Origin of the sequence: Stappia sp. WLB 29 (assembly GCF_023507705.1) — a bacterium.
Classification (GTDB): domain Bacteria; phylum Pseudomonadota; class Alphaproteobacteria; order Rhizobiales; family Stappiaceae; genus Stappia.
In genome coordinates this window covers 148,088-166,420 of the sequence record NZ_JALBGD010000007.1, presented here as the reverse complement: position 1 = coordinate 166,420, position 18,333 = coordinate 148,088, and the positions used below count along the sequence as shown (strand labels likewise).

At 62.7% G+C, this 18,333-nt stretch carries 18 protein-coding genes and 2 pseudogenes; 10 read left to right on the top strand and 10 right to left on the bottom strand.

Annotation, left to right across the window (positions count from 1 at the left end):
- Positions 1–47: 47 nt before the first annotated feature.
- From MNI96_RS14745 to MNI96_RS14730, 4 genes are all read left to right on the top strand, one after another.
- Positions 48–830 (top strand): hypothetical protein, encoded by a 783-nt coding sequence (locus MNI96_RS14745; protein WP_249694361.1) that lies wholly within the window; start codon positions 48–50, stop codon positions 828–830.
- Positions 831–1,069: 239 nt separating this feature from the next.
- Positions 1,070–4,552, top strand: a complete 3,483-nt coding sequence (locus MNI96_RS14740) for an autotransporter outer membrane beta-barrel domain-containing protein (protein WP_249694359.1) — start codon at positions 1,070–1,072, stop codon at positions 4,550–4,552.
- Positions 4,553–4,575: 23 nt separating this feature from the next.
- The gene (locus MNI96_RS14735; protein ID WP_249694357.1) at positions 4,576–4,770 is read left to right on the top strand and encodes a hypothetical protein; all 195 of its coding nucleotides are present in this window, start codon (positions 4,576–4,578) and stop codon (positions 4,768–4,770) included.
- 49 nt (positions 4,771–4,819) lie between these two features.
- Entirely contained in the window at positions 4,820–5,284 is a 465-nt protein-coding gene (locus tag MNI96_RS14730; protein ID WP_249694355.1) for a hypothetical protein, read from the top strand.
- Positions 5,285–5,366: 82 nt separating this feature from the next.
- On the opposite strand, the gene MNI96_RS14725 is transcribed toward MNI96_RS14730, so the two are convergent.
- The 6 genes and pseudogenes from MNI96_RS14725 to MNI96_RS14705 form a co-directional block, all read right to left on the bottom strand.
- Complete coding sequence (locus tag MNI96_RS14725; RefSeq protein WP_283776500.1) at positions 5,367–5,837, bottom strand: ribbon-helix-helix domain-containing protein; 471 nt, start codon at positions 5,835–5,837, stop codon at positions 5,367–5,369.
- A pseudogene (locus tag MNI96_RS14720) lies at positions 5,818–6,641 on the bottom strand (type IV secretory system conjugative DNA transfer family protein); the annotation flags it as partial. The pseudogene MNI96_RS14720 and the gene MNI96_RS14725, both read right to left, overlap by 20 nt.
- A gap of 71 nt (positions 6,642–6,712) precedes the next feature.
- Positions 6,713–6,985: pseudogene (locus tag MNI96_RS22095) on the bottom strand (LysR substrate-binding domain-containing protein); the annotation flags it as partial.
- A gap of 11 nt (positions 6,986–6,996) precedes the next feature.
- A complete protein-coding gene (locus MNI96_RS22090) occupies positions 6,997–7,314 on the bottom strand; it encodes a helix-turn-helix domain-containing protein (RefSeq protein ID WP_502960344.1) in 318 nt (105 codons plus the stop codon).
- An 18-nt stretch (positions 7,315–7,332) separates the two neighbouring features.
- On the bottom strand, positions 7,333–7,737 hold the full coding sequence (locus MNI96_RS14710) for a hypothetical protein (protein WP_249694353.1): 405 nt from the start codon (positions 7,735–7,737) through the stop codon (positions 7,333–7,335).
- 29 nt (positions 7,738–7,766) lie between these two features.
- Entirely contained in the window at positions 7,767–8,042 is a 276-nt protein-coding gene (locus tag MNI96_RS14705) for a hypothetical protein (protein ID WP_249694352.1), read from the bottom strand.
- Positions 8,043–8,354: 312 nt separating this feature from the next.
- Here MNI96_RS14705 and MNI96_RS14700 point away from each other — a divergent pair, with 312 nt between their 5' ends.
- Entirely contained in the window at positions 8,355–9,173 is an 819-nt protein-coding gene (locus tag MNI96_RS14700; RefSeq protein WP_249694351.1) for an AraC family transcriptional regulator, read from the top strand.
- 663 nt (positions 9,174–9,836) lie between these two features.
- Here the strand turns inward: MNI96_RS14700 and MNI96_RS14695 are convergent.
- On the bottom strand, positions 9,837–11,153 hold the full coding sequence (locus tag MNI96_RS14695) for an MFS transporter (protein WP_249694350.1): 1,317 nt from the start codon (positions 11,151–11,153) through the stop codon (positions 9,837–9,839).
- Between the two features lie 164 nt (positions 11,154–11,317).
- On the opposite strand from MNI96_RS14695, the gene MNI96_RS14690 reads away from it, so the two are divergent.
- The 5 genes from MNI96_RS14690 (at position 11,318) to MNI96_RS14670 (ending at position 15,358) form a co-directional block, all read left to right on the top strand.
- Entirely contained in the window at positions 11,318–12,241 is a 924-nt protein-coding gene (locus MNI96_RS14690; protein ID WP_249694349.1) for an AraC family transcriptional regulator, read from the top strand.
- Between the two features lie 496 nt (positions 12,242–12,737).
- Positions 12,738–13,106: a DUF1330 domain-containing protein gene (locus MNI96_RS14685; RefSeq protein ID WP_249694348.1), complete on the top strand. Its 369-nt coding sequence runs from the start codon at positions 12,738–12,740 to the stop codon at positions 13,104–13,106.
- Between the two features lie 21 nt (positions 13,107–13,127).
- Entirely contained in the window at positions 13,128–14,108 is a 981-nt protein-coding gene (locus MNI96_RS14680; protein WP_283776499.1) for an SDR family oxidoreductase, read from the top strand.
- A gap of 3 nt (positions 14,109–14,111) precedes the next feature.
- Positions 14,112–14,753 carry a DedA family protein gene (locus tag MNI96_RS14675; RefSeq protein WP_249694346.1) on the top strand — a complete coding sequence of 214 codons (642 nt, stop codon included), beginning with the start codon at positions 14,112–14,114 and terminating at the stop codon, positions 14,751–14,753.
- Positions 14,747–15,358 carry a class I SAM-dependent methyltransferase gene (locus MNI96_RS14670; protein WP_249694345.1) on the top strand — a complete coding sequence of 204 codons (612 nt, stop codon included), beginning with the start codon at positions 14,747–14,749 and terminating at the stop codon, positions 15,356–15,358. Before MNI96_RS14675 ends, MNI96_RS14670 begins: the two co-directional genes overlap by 7 nt.
- A 140-nt stretch (positions 15,359–15,498) precedes the next feature.
- Here MNI96_RS14670 and MNI96_RS14665 read toward each other — a convergent pair whose 3' ends face one another.
- Genes MNI96_RS14665 through MNI96_RS14655 form a run of 3 tightly spaced genes read right to left on the bottom strand, consistent with a single transcriptional unit; the run spans position 15,499 to position 18,238 of the window.
- Positions 15,499–16,083 (bottom strand): dioxygenase family protein, encoded by a 585-nt coding sequence (locus MNI96_RS14665; protein WP_249694343.1) that lies wholly within the window; start codon positions 16,081–16,083, stop codon positions 15,499–15,501.
- A 49-nt stretch (positions 16,084–16,132) separates the two neighbouring features.
- Positions 16,133–17,215 carry an aldo/keto reductase gene (locus MNI96_RS14660; protein WP_249694342.1) on the bottom strand — a complete coding sequence of 361 codons (1,083 nt, stop codon included), beginning with the start codon at positions 17,213–17,215 and terminating at the stop codon, positions 16,133–16,135.
- A 30-nt stretch (positions 17,216–17,245) separates the two neighbouring features.
- A complete protein-coding gene (locus MNI96_RS14655; RefSeq protein WP_249694497.1) occupies positions 17,246–18,238 on the bottom strand; it encodes an MBL fold metallo-hydrolase in 993 nt (330 codons plus the stop codon).
- Positions 18,239–18,333 lie beyond the last annotated feature (95 nt).

Sequence of the window (18,333 nt, the reverse complement as noted above, 5' to 3'; positions counted from 1 at the left end):
CCGTCGATGATTTATGGCCGCGTCTCAGAAATGACGCAGGCGCGGCCGTGTTCGAGGAATTGCTCATCGTCCACGATGACGGGACGGTCGAGAACCGCGCGGTCTTTTTCCAACCTCCGGGCGAGGAAGCCTGCCTATTCGATTCCGCGCAGCCCTGTAGCGACGCGCCGCTGATCGCCACGGCAAGGCTCCGGCTGGAGAACGGCATTCTCGACTTCGAGGAACGCCGGGATGGTAATGCGTCTCTTTTTGGCGGCAATGCCGAACTCGACCGGCGATTGCGCAGCGATGCCATCACTGGCTTGGAATCGTGGATCGTCATCGCGCAAGGAAATGGCGGGGAACTTGCGCTGATTTCGTCCGACGGCCGGATGGCCCGCCATCTTGTTCGTATTTCTCCAGATCTGCTGCGCCGCCTGCGCGCTGGCATTCTCGTGGCAAACATCTCCGCTGCCGACTATTGGCGTTGCTATGTCGATCGCATCCTGGGTCGCGCGGATGTAATCGGCGGAGGCATGTCGGACCAACTGATCGAGGATTACCTGCACGTCGCGAGCTATGCACTTTCCCTCCTCGCCGCATCCCGCTCCTGGGAAGCCGCAGCATCCAGCGACGGCGCCTGGGACCGGATGATGATCGAGGCCTTCGACGATGTGCGGGCTCCGCGTTCAGATGCCGAACGCGCCGAGCTTGATGCGCGGCTGGCCGCGCTTGCGAGCAGCGATGGGGCATTTTCGGCCAACCCGCCCTTCACCGCTACGGAACGCGCCAACTTTTCAACAATCCTCTCACAGGGCGAGGAAGCCCGACGCCTGTTCTGTCTGAACTGACCCAACAGTCCAAACAGTCCACCAAGATATTTTTGAAGTCATGCCTCTGGCTTGTTGCATTCGCGCAACATGGCGCCTGGTTTTGTTCGAACTGACTAAACAAAAGCGCGTGGGTTCCGTTCAGGCCGAGGCAGTTTCCCGACAGCCCAAGACGGCGGAAATCCGTCTTTCTACTCTCCTCCAACATTGTTGCGCCGGACCGTAGAGGGGATCGGACGCTGGAGGCGGAGTGTACTCATATGATCCTGACGGCAGTTGTGACGACAATCACTATCGGCCTGCGCCCCTGGCACAGATCGGGTCGTTGGCAGAAGAACCTGTTGCTGACGTGTACGGCTCTGACCGGTTTCATGGCCGCACCTGTCCACGCCCAGACGGTCTGGACGGGTTTCATCGACGACGAGTGGAATGCCGCCCTCAACTGGGACCCCGCCGTGGTCCCGAACGCCGCCACCGAGGTTCTGGTCGACAGCACCTACGCCAACGCTCCGGTAATTGATGGGGGGATCACCGCCAATGCCGCCAGCATCAATATCGGCGGCACGGCCTACCCCTCTATTCTCTCCATCGACGGCAGCAGCACACTGCTCACCTCGGGCGGGCCGAGCTTTCTGGGGTTCGGACTCGATGAAGAAGGCCAAATCGATATCGAGGCGGGTTCGGTTTGGAACAGTGCTGACAATGTCTTCATCGGATTCGACGGCACCGGCCACCTTAATGTTACGGATTCGAGCGTTATCAGCGGTGCTTCGGCCTATCTGGGCCTGGGCGAGGACGGTACCGGCGTCGTAACGCTCGACAATTCGAACTGGGCGATATCGAACCTGCTCGCAGTGGGCGGAGCCGGCGATGGCGCGCTGCTGGCGCAGAACAACAGTGTGCTGACCAGCCTTGAGGGCCGACTCGGGGGGCTCGAAGGAAGCGAAGGTACCGCGACGATCGCAACCGGATCGACTTGGACGGTCACGGACGAGTTGTTTGTCGGCGATGGGGGAGGAGGCAGGCTTTATGTTTTGTCCGGCGGGCAAATTGCGAGCGATGTCGGCATTCTGGGCGTGCAGTCCGGCTCCTATGGTCTCGCATCGGTCCGTGACTTGGGCACCTCATGGGCGACATCGGCCCTGGGCGTAGGCTATGGGGGCATTGGGCAGTTGCGTATCTTCGATCAGGCACAGGTCGCTGTCGGGACCGACGCCTTTGTGGGTGTCGAAGAGACCGGGACCGGCTCGATCACCGTCGAAACCCAGGGCAATCTTGCCATTACCGGAAGTTTGAACGTGGGCGTGGATGGCCACGCGACCGTGACTGTCCAGAACGGCGGAACCATGTCCAGCGCGGGCGGCACCGCCGTCGGCGTTCTCGGGAACGGCATCGGGGACATTTTCGTGGACGGGGCCGGTTCGGGCTGGACGAACACCGGTTCGCTGGTTCTGGGGGACTTCGGTAACGGCAGGCTAACCGTCACCGATGGTGCGGGCATTACCAATATCTCATCGACCTTTCTGGGTCTTTCCGAGGGCGGAATCGGCGGTCTGAGCGTGGATAACGCCACCTTCTTTACGTCCGACGGCCTGGTCGTTGGCGGCGCGGGCACCGGCCTCATGACGATTACGGGGGGCGGCACCGTCACCAGTGCGCAGAATTCCGGCGAAGCCCGGATCGGCTTTGGCGGGACCGGGGACGTCGTCATCTCGGACACCGGCTCCTCATGGACCAATCACGGCCAGCTTTTCGTGGGCAGCATGGACATTGGCGGCAATGCCGGACAGGGCGCGCTTCTGGTGACCGACGGCGCGCAGTTCATCAATAATGGCATCGCCTGGCTCGGCCACAGCAGCGGCAGTACGGGCCAGGCTGTCGTTTCCGGCGGAACCTGGGACAACACCAGCAGCCTTTACGTCGGCAACGAAGGAAACGGTTTGCTGGTCATCGAGGATGGGGGGCTGGTCACCGCGACCAATGCGACCATCGCGGCGGCGGCAGGTTCGACCGGTCAGGTCGTGGCCAATGGCAATGGCATCGTCTGGAGCAATTCCGGCGGCCTTGCCATCGGCGGTGCCGGCCAGGCGGAACTCACCATTGGCGATGGAGCGATCGTCATCGCCCAGGGTGCGATAACTGGCGCGGCCTTCCCGACTTCGAGCGCCACGGTCACCGTCAACGGCGTCCTCGCCGGTCTTGGCGGTGTGACCTTCAACGCCGGCAGCCATCTCAGCGGTGCCGGCACCGTTTCGGCGGGCGCCGCCGGCACGACGACGATGAACGGTACCATCGCGCCCGGCAACTCGATCGGTACGCTAACCATTTTCGGCAATTATGTGCAGAATGCCGGTTCTACCTACGAGGTCGAGATCGACGCGGCGGGCAATAGCGATCTGATCGATGTTTCGGCCATGGCAACGCTCAATGGCGGCCAGGTGGTCGTGGTGCCGTTCCCCGATTTCGCCTTGGCGACGCCCTATACGATTCTGACTGCCGCCGGCGGCGTCAATGGACAGTTCGATCCTGTGGCAGGCAGCTTTTCCTACTTCCTGTCGCCGGAACTCAGCTACGATCCCAACAATGTCTATCTGACCATTCAGCAGTCGGCGACGTTTGAAAGCGCAGCGATGACGCCGAACCAGATCGCCACCGCGCAAGGGGCCGACAGCCTGCCCACCGGCAATCCGGTCTGGACGGCCATCGCCATGCTGCCGGACGCGCCGGCGGCCCAATTCGCCTTCGACCAATTGTCCGGCGAGGTGCATGGCTCGGTGCAAACCGCCCTGATCGATGACAGCCGTTTCGTGCGCGAGGCGGCGCTGGACCGTATCCGCGACGCCTTCGCGGGCGTCGGAGCGGCAAATGCGTCGGTGCTGGCTTATGGAGAGGAGGGGCCGGAACTCGTCTCGTCCGATGCCGACAGGTTTGCCGTCTGGGGGCATGGGTTCGGCTCCTGGGGTCGATGGGACAGCGACGGCAATGCCGCTCAGCTCGATCGCGGAACTGGCGGGTTCTTTTTCGGCGGTGACCTGCCGCTCGGCGACTGGCGGGTCGGCGCGGTTGCCGGTTACTCCAGCACGAAACTCGATATTGACGACCGCGCTTCTTCGGCGAACGTCGAAAGCTGGCATCTCGGATTTTATGGCGGCACGAAATGGGGTGATATCGCCTTCCGGACGGGTGCTGCCTATAGCTGGCACGACGTCTCTACGGTCCGTACCGCAGCTTTCCCTGGCTTTGCCGACAGCCTTACAGGGGACTATGGTGCGGGAACGGGCCAATTCTTTGGTGAACTCGCCTATGATATGGATCTCGGCACCTATCGCCTCGAGCCGTTCGCCACTCTTGCCTATGTGCATCAAAGCCGCTCGGGATTCGCCGAACAGGGTGGTGCGGCAGCATTGACAGCTTCGTCCGCAGCCACCGACACGGGTTTCACCACGCTGGGGTTGCGGGGGGAAACGGAATTCGATCTGGGCGGAACAAGAATGGCGGCCCACGCGACAATGGGGTGGCGCCACGCATTTGGAGATGCCACGCCGAACTCGACCCACGCCTTTGCCGGTGGCGCACCGTTTACCATTTCCGGTGCTCCGATCGCGCGGGACGCCGCAGTGATCGAGGCGGGTCTCGATCTTCGGTTCAGTCCGCAGGCGAGCTTCGGCCTGTCCTATTCCGGTCAGCTTGCCGGCAACGCGCAGAGCCACGGGTTTACCGCGCGGCTCGGCGTCAGCTTCTAGGCAGGGTGCCCGAGGTCATCGTCATGAGTGATCTCATCCACATGATCGAATGGGTGAAGAACAATCCCGAAGCCGCCGCGCGCGCGCTGATCGAGATGGAAAAGCGGATATCGCAGGCCGAACGTCTGGCAACGCTGGAGGAGCAGCACGCTCGTGCCGCACGCGAAGAGAATGCGCGGCTGCGAGGATTGATCGGCCTCGGCGCCCCGGCGACGTAGAGCAAGCATAGCGAACAAGTCGCCAAGGCACACAGCAGCGGAGGGTAGCGTGCGGACCTATGCAATAATCGCCGCGATGGCCGCCTTTGGCGCCTCTTCACCGGCTACCGCCGATTTCCGGCTCGAAATGTCTGGCGAAGAAGTGCGCGAAGCTCTGGGACGGCGCGCCGTCGAGGACCTGGAAGTGGGTGAAACCGCCAGCGTCCGGTCGCTCAATACCTGCTCGCAGGATGGCGGGCTGTTCCTCTACACAATGCTGGGAATGGAACCGATCGCCTCCGGTTCGATTCCGAAGTTCGCCGTTACGCGGCTGCCGAATCGCCGGGTGTCTATCGCGGTTTCTGCCGAGGATGGCGGTGAGCATGCCGTGCGGCAAACGATCATCGGTAGCATTGCTGGAGCCCATACCCGCAATTGCGGTGTGGCCGGCATGAGCGAAGATCAGTTGTTCCGCGTGACCACCATCAACGGGCTTGGCAGCGACCGGGAGGTTTTTCGGCAGGGACCACAATAGGCGTTCGATGTCATCTTTTCGGATTCGCCCGGGTGATGGCATGAGAAAGTGAACTGAAACGCAAGCGGTCACAGTCACACGCCTATGAGTCTGAGATTTGGTCATCGGCACGTTGCGGTTCAATGTCGCGCGACAGTTCCTTGAGGAACCTGTCTCCGGTGGCAAGGTGCTTGCCGAGGGTCTGCATAAAACCCTCGAACCGCTCCACGCCCTTCGCGCGCGCTGACGCCTGCGCGGCTTCCGGCAATGGCGGCGTGATGGTGAGCCAGAAGTGGATGAACAGCGAGACGGTTTCGCCGAGAATAGCGAGATCTTCATCGAGTGTGTCGATCTGGCGGCCGAGCCTGTCTACGCGGCGCGACAAGGCTGCTTCCAGCTTCTCGGCGGAATCGCCGGACAGGAAGGAGGCGACGGCCGCTTCGATGATCGCGGACTTCGACACCTTTCGGCGAAGCGCCAGCATTTCGACCCGTTTGAGCAGTTCCGGGTCGAAATAGACATTCATGCGCGTGCATTTGGTCACGGGAGTTCCTTCAAAGCTCGATACCGTCATCGGGGTTCATCGACGCCTGCCGCGCGACCATACGCATGCGGGAGCGCAAGGCGCGGGCCTTGGCGGCGTCTACATCGGGTTCATCGTCGAGGATGTCGAATTCCCGCGCCGGAGAAGGTGGCGGCGGGACAATCTCCTCATGCTCGGGCAGTTCCGGTTCGCGGCGGATACCGGCATTGGCCGGATCGCCGGGGGCGCCTTGGGCGGCGCCCGACCCCGATCGGTCTGCCGCGGCAATCACGCGGCGCGACCAGTCGTCGGTTGAGGGCGCCGGTGCGCAAGCCGGTCCGGCGGCCGGGTCGGGCGGCGTAAGGACACGCTCCGTGAACCGCGCATCCTCATAGTAGCGGGCCTTGATGGCACGTATCGGCGGCGTGCCCGCGACCATCACGATTTCGTCGGTGGGCGGGAGCTGCATGATTTCGCCCGGCGTGAGCAGCGACCGGGCCGTTTCCTGCCGCGAGACCATCAAGTGGCCTAGCCACGGGGCCAGGCGATGCCCTGCATAGTTTGTGGAGTCGCGCAGTTCGGTCGCGGTGCCGAGCGAGTCGGACACGCGCTTTGCCGTGCGTTCATCATTGAGGCGATGACGGGATGAATGCCGGCCTCACCCAGATGCGGCGTGTCCATCATGGCGCGCAAGGTCGCTTCGACCGGACGGGCGGGGTCGGGCAGGAAATTGGCGACACCGGCCAGTGTCTTGTCGGGTTCGGCATAGAGAACGTGCAGGATCGCACCCACCAGCAGTGCGTGAGAGGTCTTTTCCCAGTGGTTGCGCTTGTCGAGGCTGCCTTCGGGATCGACATGCCGCCATGGCGGACACGGAACGTCTCTGCCGCCAGATCAGCCCAAGCGACAGCGGAGCGATCGGCGAGCGGATGACGATCCGGCAGCGCGGCCATGAGCGGTTCGGTCCAGATCCGCCGGGAATGGCAGTCGAGCGGTTTCGGCGTGCCTACCACGAACGAAATGTCCGACCGGCCGGAGCGAAGCTGCATAACCGCGTCGCGCGCTGTGCCCTCAGTGATCTCGACCTCTATACGAGAGTAGTCCTGTCGATACTGCCCGATCAGTTCTGCGAGGAAGCTCCCTGGGATCAGGACATGGACACCGATACGCAGGCAGCCGCAGTCACCATGCGCCGTCATGCCGGCAGTCTTCACCGCATGATCGAGTTGTCGACGCCTGCGGCGACCCCTTCCACGAAATGCCTGCCAGCGTCCGTCAGCCGAACACCTCGCGTGTGACGCTCAAACAGGAGGATGCCCAGATCGTCCTCCAGAGTCTTCGCTCGGGCGCTGACGCTTGACTGACTGACGCCGAGCGCATTCGCTGCATGACGGAAGTTCAGGTGTTCCGCCACCGCCAACGTCTGAATCAATGCCGCCAGCGGAATGCGCGTACCGAGAGGTGAGCGGTAGCCATCACCAAGCAATAGCCTTTCATGGCCAGCGTGAACTGAAGATCGTCTTCGCATCCTCTGCTTAGTCGTTTGTCAGGCTGTGGCAGACCCGGCGCGTTCCGACAGCAGTTTCCCGGCGATCTCCATGGCCTCCTCGCGAGACGAGGCAAGCCTCAGCGGATAGCCCCAGAATTTGGCAAAGGCCACACCGAAGGCCTTGAACGTCAGGCGCTTGGCGACGCTTGGCTCGATCACGATCATCGCCAGCACGAGCGTCCGCAGGTCGGCCTTGTGCTTCTTCATCCACAGCGAGGTGCGCTTCTTTTCTTCCTGGCTGTGCTCGTGCTCTTCGGCCGGAGCGGAATCTGTCAGGATCACGAACGGCGCGCCGCGCTTCAGAATCGTCTCGAACGCCTCGAAGTCCTCGTCGTGGTCGTGATCGGGAGCTTCGTCATAACTCATCCAGACGAGCGGGAAATTCGTGCTGTCCAAAGGCATGTATCGTCTCCTTGCCGGGATGGAATGCTTCAATTCGAACGGATGTGCCGCCACGACATGATCAGCGCGACCGCGCCCGGAAACGTGACTGCCAGCAGTTCCAAGGCGACGAGGTGGCCGCCGTCACGCAAGCCATCCGCTACGCCGGCGAGCGTGCTCATCGCCAAAAGGAGACCGCCGAGGACGAGCATGGCCCAGTCGGTCGCACGCCTTCCGGCAAGCGCCAGCAACGACGGGACGACCCATGTGCCGTAAAAAATAGATACGCCCCACAACGCGGCAGGGCCGAACGTAACGGCCTGCATCGTCCCGCCGCTTCTGACGTAATCGTTCAGAAAAGAGAAGCACTGGATCGTGACGAAGATCGCGGCGCCGACCGCCGGAACAAGCCACGCGACTGCGAGATTAACTGGCTTCTTTGCGATTACGTCACCACTCCTGTCCGAGTTTGCTCGACAGGGCAGTTGAACGCCGCCCCTTCTCGAAGAAGAGCGCGATCATGATCGCCACGCGTCCCTTCTGCCTGCAAGTATAAGTCAGCCAGTTATTGGCGTCATTGCGCAATCCTGCCATTGTATGTTTCAATCCGGCAGAAACGGAAAACGCCGAGGCCTTTGATGTATGTAGACGTCCGGAGCGATTGGCTTTCCTATGTCGACGAGGTTCCTCGCGCACTCGTCGCAGCCAATGCCGTCGCCAGTCTTGAGACCCTGGAGCAATCGCCGCGGCACCACCATCAGAAAGCGCAACTGCTTTTCACGGTCCGTGGCGTCATCAATTGCGAGGTTGAAGACGCTGTCTGGATCGTGCCGCCGCAATGCGCCGTGTGGATTCCCGGCGGGCTGCCCCATACCGTTTTCGGCTCAGGCGAGGTGGAGTGCATCTCCCTCTTCATCGAACCTCCTGAGGCTCCGAACCTGCCGAACGAATGCTGCACGATCACGGTGTCGAGCTTTTTCCGTCATCTGCTGATCAGGGCCAACGAACTTCCGGAGCTCTATGACGTCGACGGTCCGGACGGCCGCATCGTGTCCGTTATCTTCGATGAGCTGGCTGCGGCGCCGGTCGAAGACCTCCGCCTCCCGATCCCCGGCGATCCACGCCTTAAGAAGCTCACCGACCTGTTGATCGCGGCGCCGGCGGATCATGCGACCGTCGCGGAGTGGGCCTCCCGCATTGCGCTCAGCGAGCGCAGCCTGAACCGTATGCTGGTGGAACAGGTGGGCATGAGTTTCGGCCGCTGGCGCCGGCAGTTGCATGTTGTCCTAGCCTTGCGGCATCTGAGCGCCGGCCAGACGGTCCAGGCCGTCGCGATGGATCTCGGCTATGAAAGCGCCAGCAGTTTCGTGACCATGTTCCGAAAGATGGTCGGCAAGCCGCCAAGCCGCTATCTGCTCGAGCGGCTTAGACCTGCACCTCATGATCGCGGCGAGTGATAGGGACTGCCGGTTTCATCCACATACGTCGCATAGCGAGGCAGCCGTCCCGCTCCCCGACCGCGATCACTCCTCGGCGACGGCACTCGACACTGGGCTATCTGAGCCCCGTCGAGTTCGAGGAGCAAGCTAGTTAGCTTAACCTGGTGTCCGAAAAACCGGCAGCAGGCCAATTTTCCAGATTTTCACGCAGACGTCGCCAGGGCCATCTTGAATGTCAACAATGCGTCTTCACATCGGTCGCTCAGGAGTTTTTGCTTACTGCCAAAAGCTGCCGCTATAGTTTTGACGGTTAGACCCGCTGCGCCGGCACTGTGTCGACGGACGTGGCTTTCCAGATGTCCTCGCCGATGCTCCTGAGGCTCGCGGTCATGATGCCATGGCAGCGCCGATGCCTCCGCGACGAGCCGGTGACGACGGCCGCCCTGCCGGCGCCATGGAGAGTTGCTGGGCCGGCCGTGGCTGCCTGGGCAGAAGCCGTGCCTCCCAAGGCGAGAGCCACGGGAGCGGTGGCCGCGAGGTCATGAAGGTGCGGCGTGAGGTCTAAGAAACCGACATTCTGATGGTCCCTTTCTCGATGCGAGTGGCTTGCTTGCGATAGGTGCGCCCGCCCGGCGATTTGTGGGCCAGGGCCTGCTGTCGGCCGATACGAGGAGACGAAAGTCACTGTCGTCCCAGCGAAGCGGCGATGCGTCCGTTTGCGATCAGTAAGGCGATGGCTGTCAGGACGCTCGCAATCGGGACGACAAGCAGGCCGAAGCCGAGGCCGTCGAGTCCCTGCGCAGCCGTCATCGCGTCGCTGACCATGCCGACGATGAGAGGTCCGAGCGCTGGCCCAAGAAGGCCGGAGCCGATCATCACGAGGCTGGACGCCTGCGCCTGCTTACCCTCGCCGGCCACGAGATGGGCAGCGCCGAAGGCCCATGGCAGCAGGAACGAGAAGGACAGCATCCCCGGCACCAACAGGGCGATCGACAACCAGCCGGTCGGCGCGAACAAGGCGGCACTCGTGGTTGCGCTGGCGATCACGAAGAGAATGGCTGGCGGCCCGAGCACTCTCCCAGTGCCTGAACTCATCGCGCGGTCGAACCAGCGTCCGCCCAGGAGCGTGCCGACGATACCCATCAGGCCCTGCAAGAAACCAAAGGCCAGTCCCACCTCGCTCGCGCTGAAGCCGTGCGCGCGGATGAGAAACGGAGCGGAGAAGGCGTAGAAGGGTGCTGCGGCGAAGCCGAGGAAGATCGCTGCAATGAACAGCCAGCGAAACGCCGGGGACGCCAGCAAGCGCCGGCTGGATCGCAGAAACGGTTCGCTATCGGCGGCCGTGCGCTCGAGCGTTGGGGTCGGTCCCGGGACAAGAAAGGCCAACACGCCAACCAGACCGCCGATGGCTCCGGCACCGATCATGGCGGAGCGCCATCCCAGCGTGTCGCCGACTGCGCCCCCTGCGGCGAAGCCGACCATGGTGCCTAGAGGAATTCCCATGGCGAAAAGGCCGATCGCCAGGCCGCGACGCTCCGGCCGGATCTTGCGGGCGATCAGGGCGTGGCCGGCAGGTACTGCGCCGGCTTCTCCGAACGCGACGCCGAAACGCGTGACCGCCAGCAGCAGAAAGCTTGCGGCCAAGCCACCGAGCGCCGTCATCGCGCTCCAGAACAGAATGCACGAAACCAAGACTATGCGAGGCGACCCTCGATCTGAGGCTCGGGCGAGAGGCAACGAAAGCAGCGAATAGCAAACTGCGAAGGCGAGGCCGGTAAGCAGGCCCATCTGGGTGTCGCTCAGCCCGAGATCTGCCTTAATAGACTCAGCCAGAATGAAGGGAAGTATTCTGTCGATCTGTGAAAATGCATTCACAAGAAGAAGCGTCGCGAAAATCGCGAACTCGCGCCAGCCCCGCGCGTATTTTTTTGAGATACTCCCGGAAATGAGCGAAAAATCCCCTTTTGTGTCTATTGACCGCGCGGCGATTTCTGTCATGTTCGAAGTACTCCTCGCTTGGTTGTGCAGCCTCAAGCTAGATGGAGTGTCTGATGATCAGAATGCCGGAAGTCTCAAAAAACTTGCCCAATCCTGCAGACGACAATAGGCTGTCAGTAGAGGGCCAAGTGCAGTGCTGGCCTCGGAACCCTCCGGAGGTGCGTGTGCCGCCATCGCTGTTCGGAGCAATCACCGCCTATGTCGAGGCCCAGGGCGGGGGGCAGGGTGTGTTCCCGACGCCGATCGGCAGCTTCAATATCGTCCGTTCCTTCAAGGAAAGAATGCGGATGCGACAGGTCTACAAGCCGTCGATCTGCGTCGTGGTCCAAGGGGCGAAAGAAATCATCCTGGGAGAGGACACGCTTCGCTACGGCGCGATGGAGTGTCTGGCGGTCGGCATGACGTTGCCGGCGACGGGGCACATCGTCGAGGCGAGCCCCGATGCGCCGTATACCGGCTTAACGCTTGAGCTGGACGTAGCGGTGATCCGCGACGTACTGGAACAACTGGAGGTGCCCCCGGTCCCCCCCGCCACTCCCGGGCCGTGCCTGTTCGTGCGGCAGGTGGACGAGCCTCTGGCCGAGTGTGTTCTCCGCCTCCTGCGGATGTGCGAGACACCGAAGGCGATCCCGATCCTCTTTCCGTCCGTCATGCGCGAGATCTGCTACTGGCTTTTGAGCGGTCCGAATGGCGGCGAGCTCTGCAAGCTGGCCGAGCCCGAGTCGAACGCGGCGCGGATCGCGAAAGTGCTCCACCTCATGCATGAGGACATCGCCCGGACGCTTCGTATGGAGGAATTGGCGGACGTGGCGCGAATGAGCCTTTCGTCGTTCCATCAGCACTTCAAGGCCATGACGTCGATGACGCCGCTGCAGTTCCAGAAGCAGTTGCGCCTTCTCGAGGCGCGGCGCCTGATGGTGATGGAAGATGCGAACGTGGCCGACGCAGCTTACCAGGTCGGTTACGAAAGCGCGTCGCAGTTCAGCCGCGAATATTCCCGGATGTTTGGCGTTGCTCCGAAGCGTGACGTCATGAATCAGCAGCGCCTGTATAGCGAATATGTCGGTCGCAGGATGCAGACTGCGTAGCTGCCTCGCCCTGTCCTGACAGGGACTGCTCCCGGTAATACTGCCAGGCGCGGCTTCCTGCCGATCGCGAGCGCTTGTCGGGTTGTGCGGCGCCTCGGAGCCGCCAGGCGGCGTTCTCCAGCTTACTGAGAGCCCTGCGCGAGGTACGGGCGCAACATCGGCTTTTCCTGCAGGGATTGATAGACGGTCCGCATAACGGGCCGGGAACCAGGGCTACGGGCAATCCTCGAAATACGCGTCAGCGGCGGCCAGAAGAGCCGACGCCAGCCTCCCGTCGGCTGTGCGGCCAAAGCTGCACCCAGCCTTCCGAAGCTATTCCTCATCTGCATGAACAGGCAAGTTTTTTGAGGCTTCCGGCATTCTGATCGTTGGGCACTCCATCTAGCTTGGATTTCAGGTCGCCAACCGGCGCGTTGCCGATTTCCTTCGAGAATGATGGCGGCCGGCACGGCAGCGTCAGGCCAAACCCGTCAATGATCCCAGATCCGAGATTGGTATGCTCACCCTCATTGAAGATGCATTCGACAGCTTCCTGAAAGAAGACGACGGACAAGCCATCGTCATGTTGAATCTCCTGCGGTTCCGAGAGCACGGCGGCAGGGAGCGATACGCGGATTACCTCGCCGTTGCCACGCCGATCGTCGCCCGGTTCGGAGCGGAAATCGTCTATGTGGGCAATGGTCTTCCGGCCCTTTCGGCGGAGCCCGGGCAGGCTTGGGACGCGGTGGCTCTCGTCCGCTACCCCAATCGCCGGGCATTCGCCGATATGGCGATGGATGCCGACTACCGGGACAAGGCGGCACCGTTGCGCGAGGCGGCGCTGACTGAAGCCGTATTGCAGCCTCTCCAGACAGCTTCCTCCTAAAAGCGACGAAAGTACTCCCCGATGCGAAAGAACTGGACCACCCAGGACATGCCGTCCCAGAACGGCAGGACAATCGTCGTCACGGGCACCGGTGGCCTCGGCTTCCATGATGCACTTGCGCTTGCGCGCGCAGGCGGCGACGTCATTGTCGCCGGGCGAAACCCTCGCAAGGGAAGCGAGGCCGTCGCCCGTATAAGGCAGTCGGTGAAACAGGCGAGCGTGAGCTTCGAACCCGTCGATCTCGCAGATCTGGCCTCGATCGCCGCATTCGGCCGGCGGCTGCGCGAGAGCCGGGAGCGGATCGACATCCTGATCAACAATGCGGCCGTCATGACGCCGCCGCAGCGTCAGACGACGGCGGACGGATTCGAGCTTCAGTTCGGAACCAACTATCTCGGCCACTTCGCGCTGAGTGCGCATCTGCTGCCGTTGCTCAGGCGTGGGCAGGATCCTCGTGTGGTGACCCTGTCCAGTATCGCCGTGCGCCGGAATGCCGCCATCAATTTCGACGATCTTCAGGCCGAAAAGACCTATCAGCCGATGCCCGTCTACGCGCAGTCCAAGCTCGCCTGCCTGATGTTTGCGCTCGAACTTCAGCGCCGCAGCGACGAAGCCGGCTGGGGCCTGAAGAGTATTGCTGCCCATCCGGGGATTTCGCGAACCGATCTTCTGCACAACGCCCCGGGGCGATACAGTGCCCAGGGACTTTTGCGGTCAATCCTGTGGTTTCTGTTTCAGCCGGCAGCACAGGGCGCTCTGCCCACCTTGTTCGCGGCGACGTCACTAGAGGTCCAAGGAGGCCGATACTACGGTCCCGACAGGTTTTCGGAGACGCGCGGCCATCCGAGCGAGGCCGCAATCCCGGCAGCCGCACTGGAGCTGGACGTCGCCCGCCGACTTTGGGACATCTCGGAAAATCTGGCGAACGTTGATTTCGTCGCTGCGGCGGCAACACCTCTCCCCACCCATCCGAGTGGGCTCGGCCTTGTCGAGGAGGCCTGAGGGATGGACCCGCTCGCAAGTCTCGTCGACTGGATTTCTCTTTACGGAGTCCTCGGTCTGTTTGCAGCCGGACTGGCGGAACGCGTCGTCCCGGCCTTGCCGTCCCACGCTATGCTGGTTGCCATCGGTATGGCTGCAGCCGAAGACAACGGGTCGTTCCCGGCCGCATTCATCATGACGACCTGCGGAAGCGTGGTCGCCAGTCTGGCATTGTTCCTCTTCGTCCGGGCGGTCGGGCCGGATATATCCGGCAAGCTCTTGTATGGAACCGGGCGGCTCCTTGGTCTGCCATCGACGCGCATCGACAGGATGCTGGTCTCCTTGCGAGCGCGTGACCGGAGCCTGTCCCTGATTGCGCAGATTATCCCGACCGTCCGCTTCGTTGCGCCGCTGGCCGCTGCGCTTGTTCGCTTGAACGCATGGCGCTTTGCCACCGGCACTGCGCTGGGCATCGCCCTGTGGAATGGGGTGTTCCTCACCGCGGGCTACACGGCCGCACAGTGGATGCCCGACCTCAATGCATCAGCCTTGGCGATCAAGGTCCTGCTCCTCGTCCTCGCGGTTGAGACATTGTCCGTGCTGATCTGGCGACTGCTTGGCCGAACCAATTGGCGCCGGACCTGCTCGGAGGATCAAGCATGCTGAGCAGGTCATCAGAGACCCTCCAATTCTTCCGCGCCTGGCTATCCGAACCGTTCAGGGTTGCGGCCGTGACGCCGTCCGGACGGGCGCTGGCGGCTTTGATGGTATCGGAGGTTTCTGCGGAAACCGGGCCAATCCTCGAACTCGGTCCCGGAACGGGGGTGTTCACGCGCGCGCTGTTGGCGCGAGGGGTTGCCGAGGAGAACCTCGCGCTCATCGAATTCGGGAAGGAGTTTGCCGCGAAGCTGAATGCCGATTTCCCACGTGCGAAGACATTGTGCATGGATGCGGCGCGACTGCGCGACATCGAGTTTTTCGACGACATGCCGGCAGGGGCCGTCATCAGCGGCCTGCCGCTTCTCTCGATGGCACCACGAACGGTCTATTCGATCCTGGAAGGCGCCTTCGCGCATCTTCGCGCCAACGGTGCGTTTTATCAGTTCACATATGGTCCGCGCTGTCCGGTATCGCGTCCGTTGCTCGACCGGTTGGGCCTCAAGGCCACCTATGTGGGCGGCACCTTCGCAAACGTGCCTCCGGCTGCCGTCTACCGCATTCAGCGTCGTAAGATCCATCGGCTGCACGCTACGACCGCGGGCCGTCCCTGACGCAAGAAGCGCGCCGCCGCCATGGAATCGGCCGGCCAGGGCGATTTCCGCGACGGCTGCGAGTTCGGCGCGATCCGCTCCGTCACGGGCGTGGACCGCCTTGCCGCTCATGTGCTTCCGGTCGAACGGCCTTGGTTCATTCAAATGACGAAATCGAACCTCCCGAACCAACCGTCGCCGGTTTGCTTCATGTCGAGAAGCAGGGTCTCGTGAAAGAGACGATCTCTAGAGTTCCCGGGCTCTCCGGGAAAATAGAGCTGGGTGGTGAGGACGCGCCCGCCGGGACGCTGGACCTTGAAGTGGAAATGGCGGGTGCGGCCGGGATAAAGCGCCGGTACGATGGTGTTGAACCACCAGCGCCCCTTCGCGTCGGTGAACTGGTGCCCGCGAAGGCGAAAGCCGACGCGGTCATAGTCGCCGTTTTCGTCCGCATGCCAAATCTCGACAAGGCTGCCGGCGAGCGGCCGGCAGCTCTTGTCGAGGACAAACCCCACGACGGTGATCCGCTCGCCGCCGGGAGCGTCGGTATAAAGATCGCGTTCGAGCGGCGAGTTCGGCCGGAAGAAGGGGCCGGCCTCCCTTTCCAGGGTGCGGTCGTCCCCATCTTCGCAGGAGAGTGTCAGCGGCAACTCGGGCGCGGCCTGCGCGAAAGCCCTCGTCCTGGCGGCATCGATGAGAGGCAGTGCCAGAAGGGCCGTCAGAAGAGAGCGTCGGGTGGAGGGCACGGTCGGTCTCCGGGGTTCGGTGAGGTTGCTGATGACGAGTCCGGAGCGGTTATCGCAGCCGCTGCACGGCGTTGGCCTGCGCCTCCCTTATGAGGCCGGAATACATGTTCTCTTTGCCAGGATACCAGGGCATCGAACCGATGGAGCCGAAGCCTGGGATCGTTTCCATGTGCGCGACCATGCGGGCGCGCATGCGTTCGTCGGGAAGCGGCCCGGTCATCGCCTGGATATTGTCGCTCATGTGATCGGGGTTCGAGGTGCCGCACAGCACGCTGGTGACGGCGGGATGCGCCATGACCCATTTCAGAAAGAACTGGGCCCAACTCGTCGCGCCGAACTCCTCGGCGAAACCTGGAAGCGGCTGCCCCTCGACGACCTTCATAAGACGTGCCTTTTCAAGCGGCAGATTGATCAGCACGCCGACGCCCTTGTCGGCGGCCGCCGGAAGCAGGCGGCGCTCGGCGTCGCGGTTGAAGATGGAGTAGTTCGTCTGGATGAAATCGACATCGCCGCGCTCGACAATCGCCAGCAGTTGCTCCTGCGCAGCCGATTCGTGATGGGTCACTCCGACATGGCGGATCAGGCCGTCCTGTTTCCAGGATTTCATCAGTGGGATGACGACCGGCGCGTTGGTGATGCTGTGGCACTGCATGAGATTGATCGTGTCGCGCCAGGTGCGCATCCGCGACTGCCTGAAGCTTTCCACCGCATGGCTTTCGTCGCCGAGATATTCGCCCGTGGCCCAGACCTTGTTGGCGAGAAACAGATCGTCCGAGCCTTCGAACTCGCCCATGAACTGGCCGACGCTGACCTCGGCCGAGCCATAGAGCGGCGAGGTGTCGACCACGCGACCACCAGCGGCGACATAGCGTTCGAAGACCTGACGAAGAGCGTCGCGACGATCGCCGGGTTTCAGGTCGAAGGTGAGGAAGGTTCCGAGGCCCAGCATGGTCACCTGTTCACCGGTGCGGGGCAGGGCGCGGGTCAGCACCGTGGGATGGGAGCCAGAGGCTGCGGAGACCGTGTCCTGAGCCCGCGCCGTGGCGGCGGTCTGGCCGGCGAGCGCCAACCCGGTTGCTGCGGCTCCTAACGTTCCCAGAAAACCGCGACGATTGATCTTTGACTGGTCCATGAGAGCTTCCCTGTTCGATTGGTCTTGAATTCAAAACTGCCAGTTGGCGGGGACCCAGATGTAGCCGCCATCGGTCTTCAGCATCCGGCCGAGGCCGGGGAAGGGGAAGTGGAAGCCGAGTACCGGTATGCGGTCGGTTGCCGCCCTGTCGAAGATGCGCCGGCGGGAGGAAAGCGCCGTTTCCTTGTCGCGGTCGGGACCCGGAAGCCAGGGATTGTCGACGTTGACGACCGGGTGGTAGGCAAGATCGGCGGTCAGAAGCAACTGGTCGTTTCCGGAGTGGACGAGGAAGGTCGCCATGCCCGGCGTGTGGCCGGCGGCGACGAGCGTCGTGAGGCCCGGCACGATCTCGGCGCCGGCTTCGTAGAGCTCTACATCGTTCATGACCGGTTCGAGGCTGTTCTTGATGTTCGCCGCGAAACGCAGGCGGAATTCCTCGGGCACCGGCATGTAGGAGAGATCCGGATCGGCACGGACGAAGAAATCCCAATCCGCCTTCGGCACGAAAACCGTGGCGCGGGGGAAGGCCTTGCCGCCATCCGCAGTTCTGAGATTGCCGACGTGGTCCGGATGGGTGTGCGAGATGACGATCGTGTCGATGTCTGCCGCGCTCAGGCCGATCGCCGCGAGGTTGTCGAAGATCCGGCCGCCATTGGGGCCCATCGTCTTGCCCGCGCCCGCCTCGATCAGAATCCGGCGGCCGCCGGTTTCGATCAAAAGCGTATTCAGGTTGAGCGTCATATGGTCGGTGGGAAGGAATGCTCGCCGCAGCACCTCCTCAAGCTCCGCTTCGGGCGCGTCGCTGGCATAGACGCGAGGAGGACCGCCGATAACGCCGTCGCTCAAGACGGTCGCGCCGATCTCTCCGACTCGAAAGCGGTAGTGACCGGAGTTGCCGTTCAGCGAGGGGGCGGCCTGGGCATTCGCGCTGCTGGAGCCGCTCAAAGCCGGGACGAGAATGCTGTATGCGCCTGCGACAGCGGACAGCATGATAGCGCGTCTATTGAGAGTGAAGGCATTCATCGGTTTTCCCTTCCCGTGGGGCACACTCCCGCTTCTTTCACTCGTACGGGGCCGGAATGACCGGCGAAAGGAAGCGGGCAGGGCGCGAGAGTTAA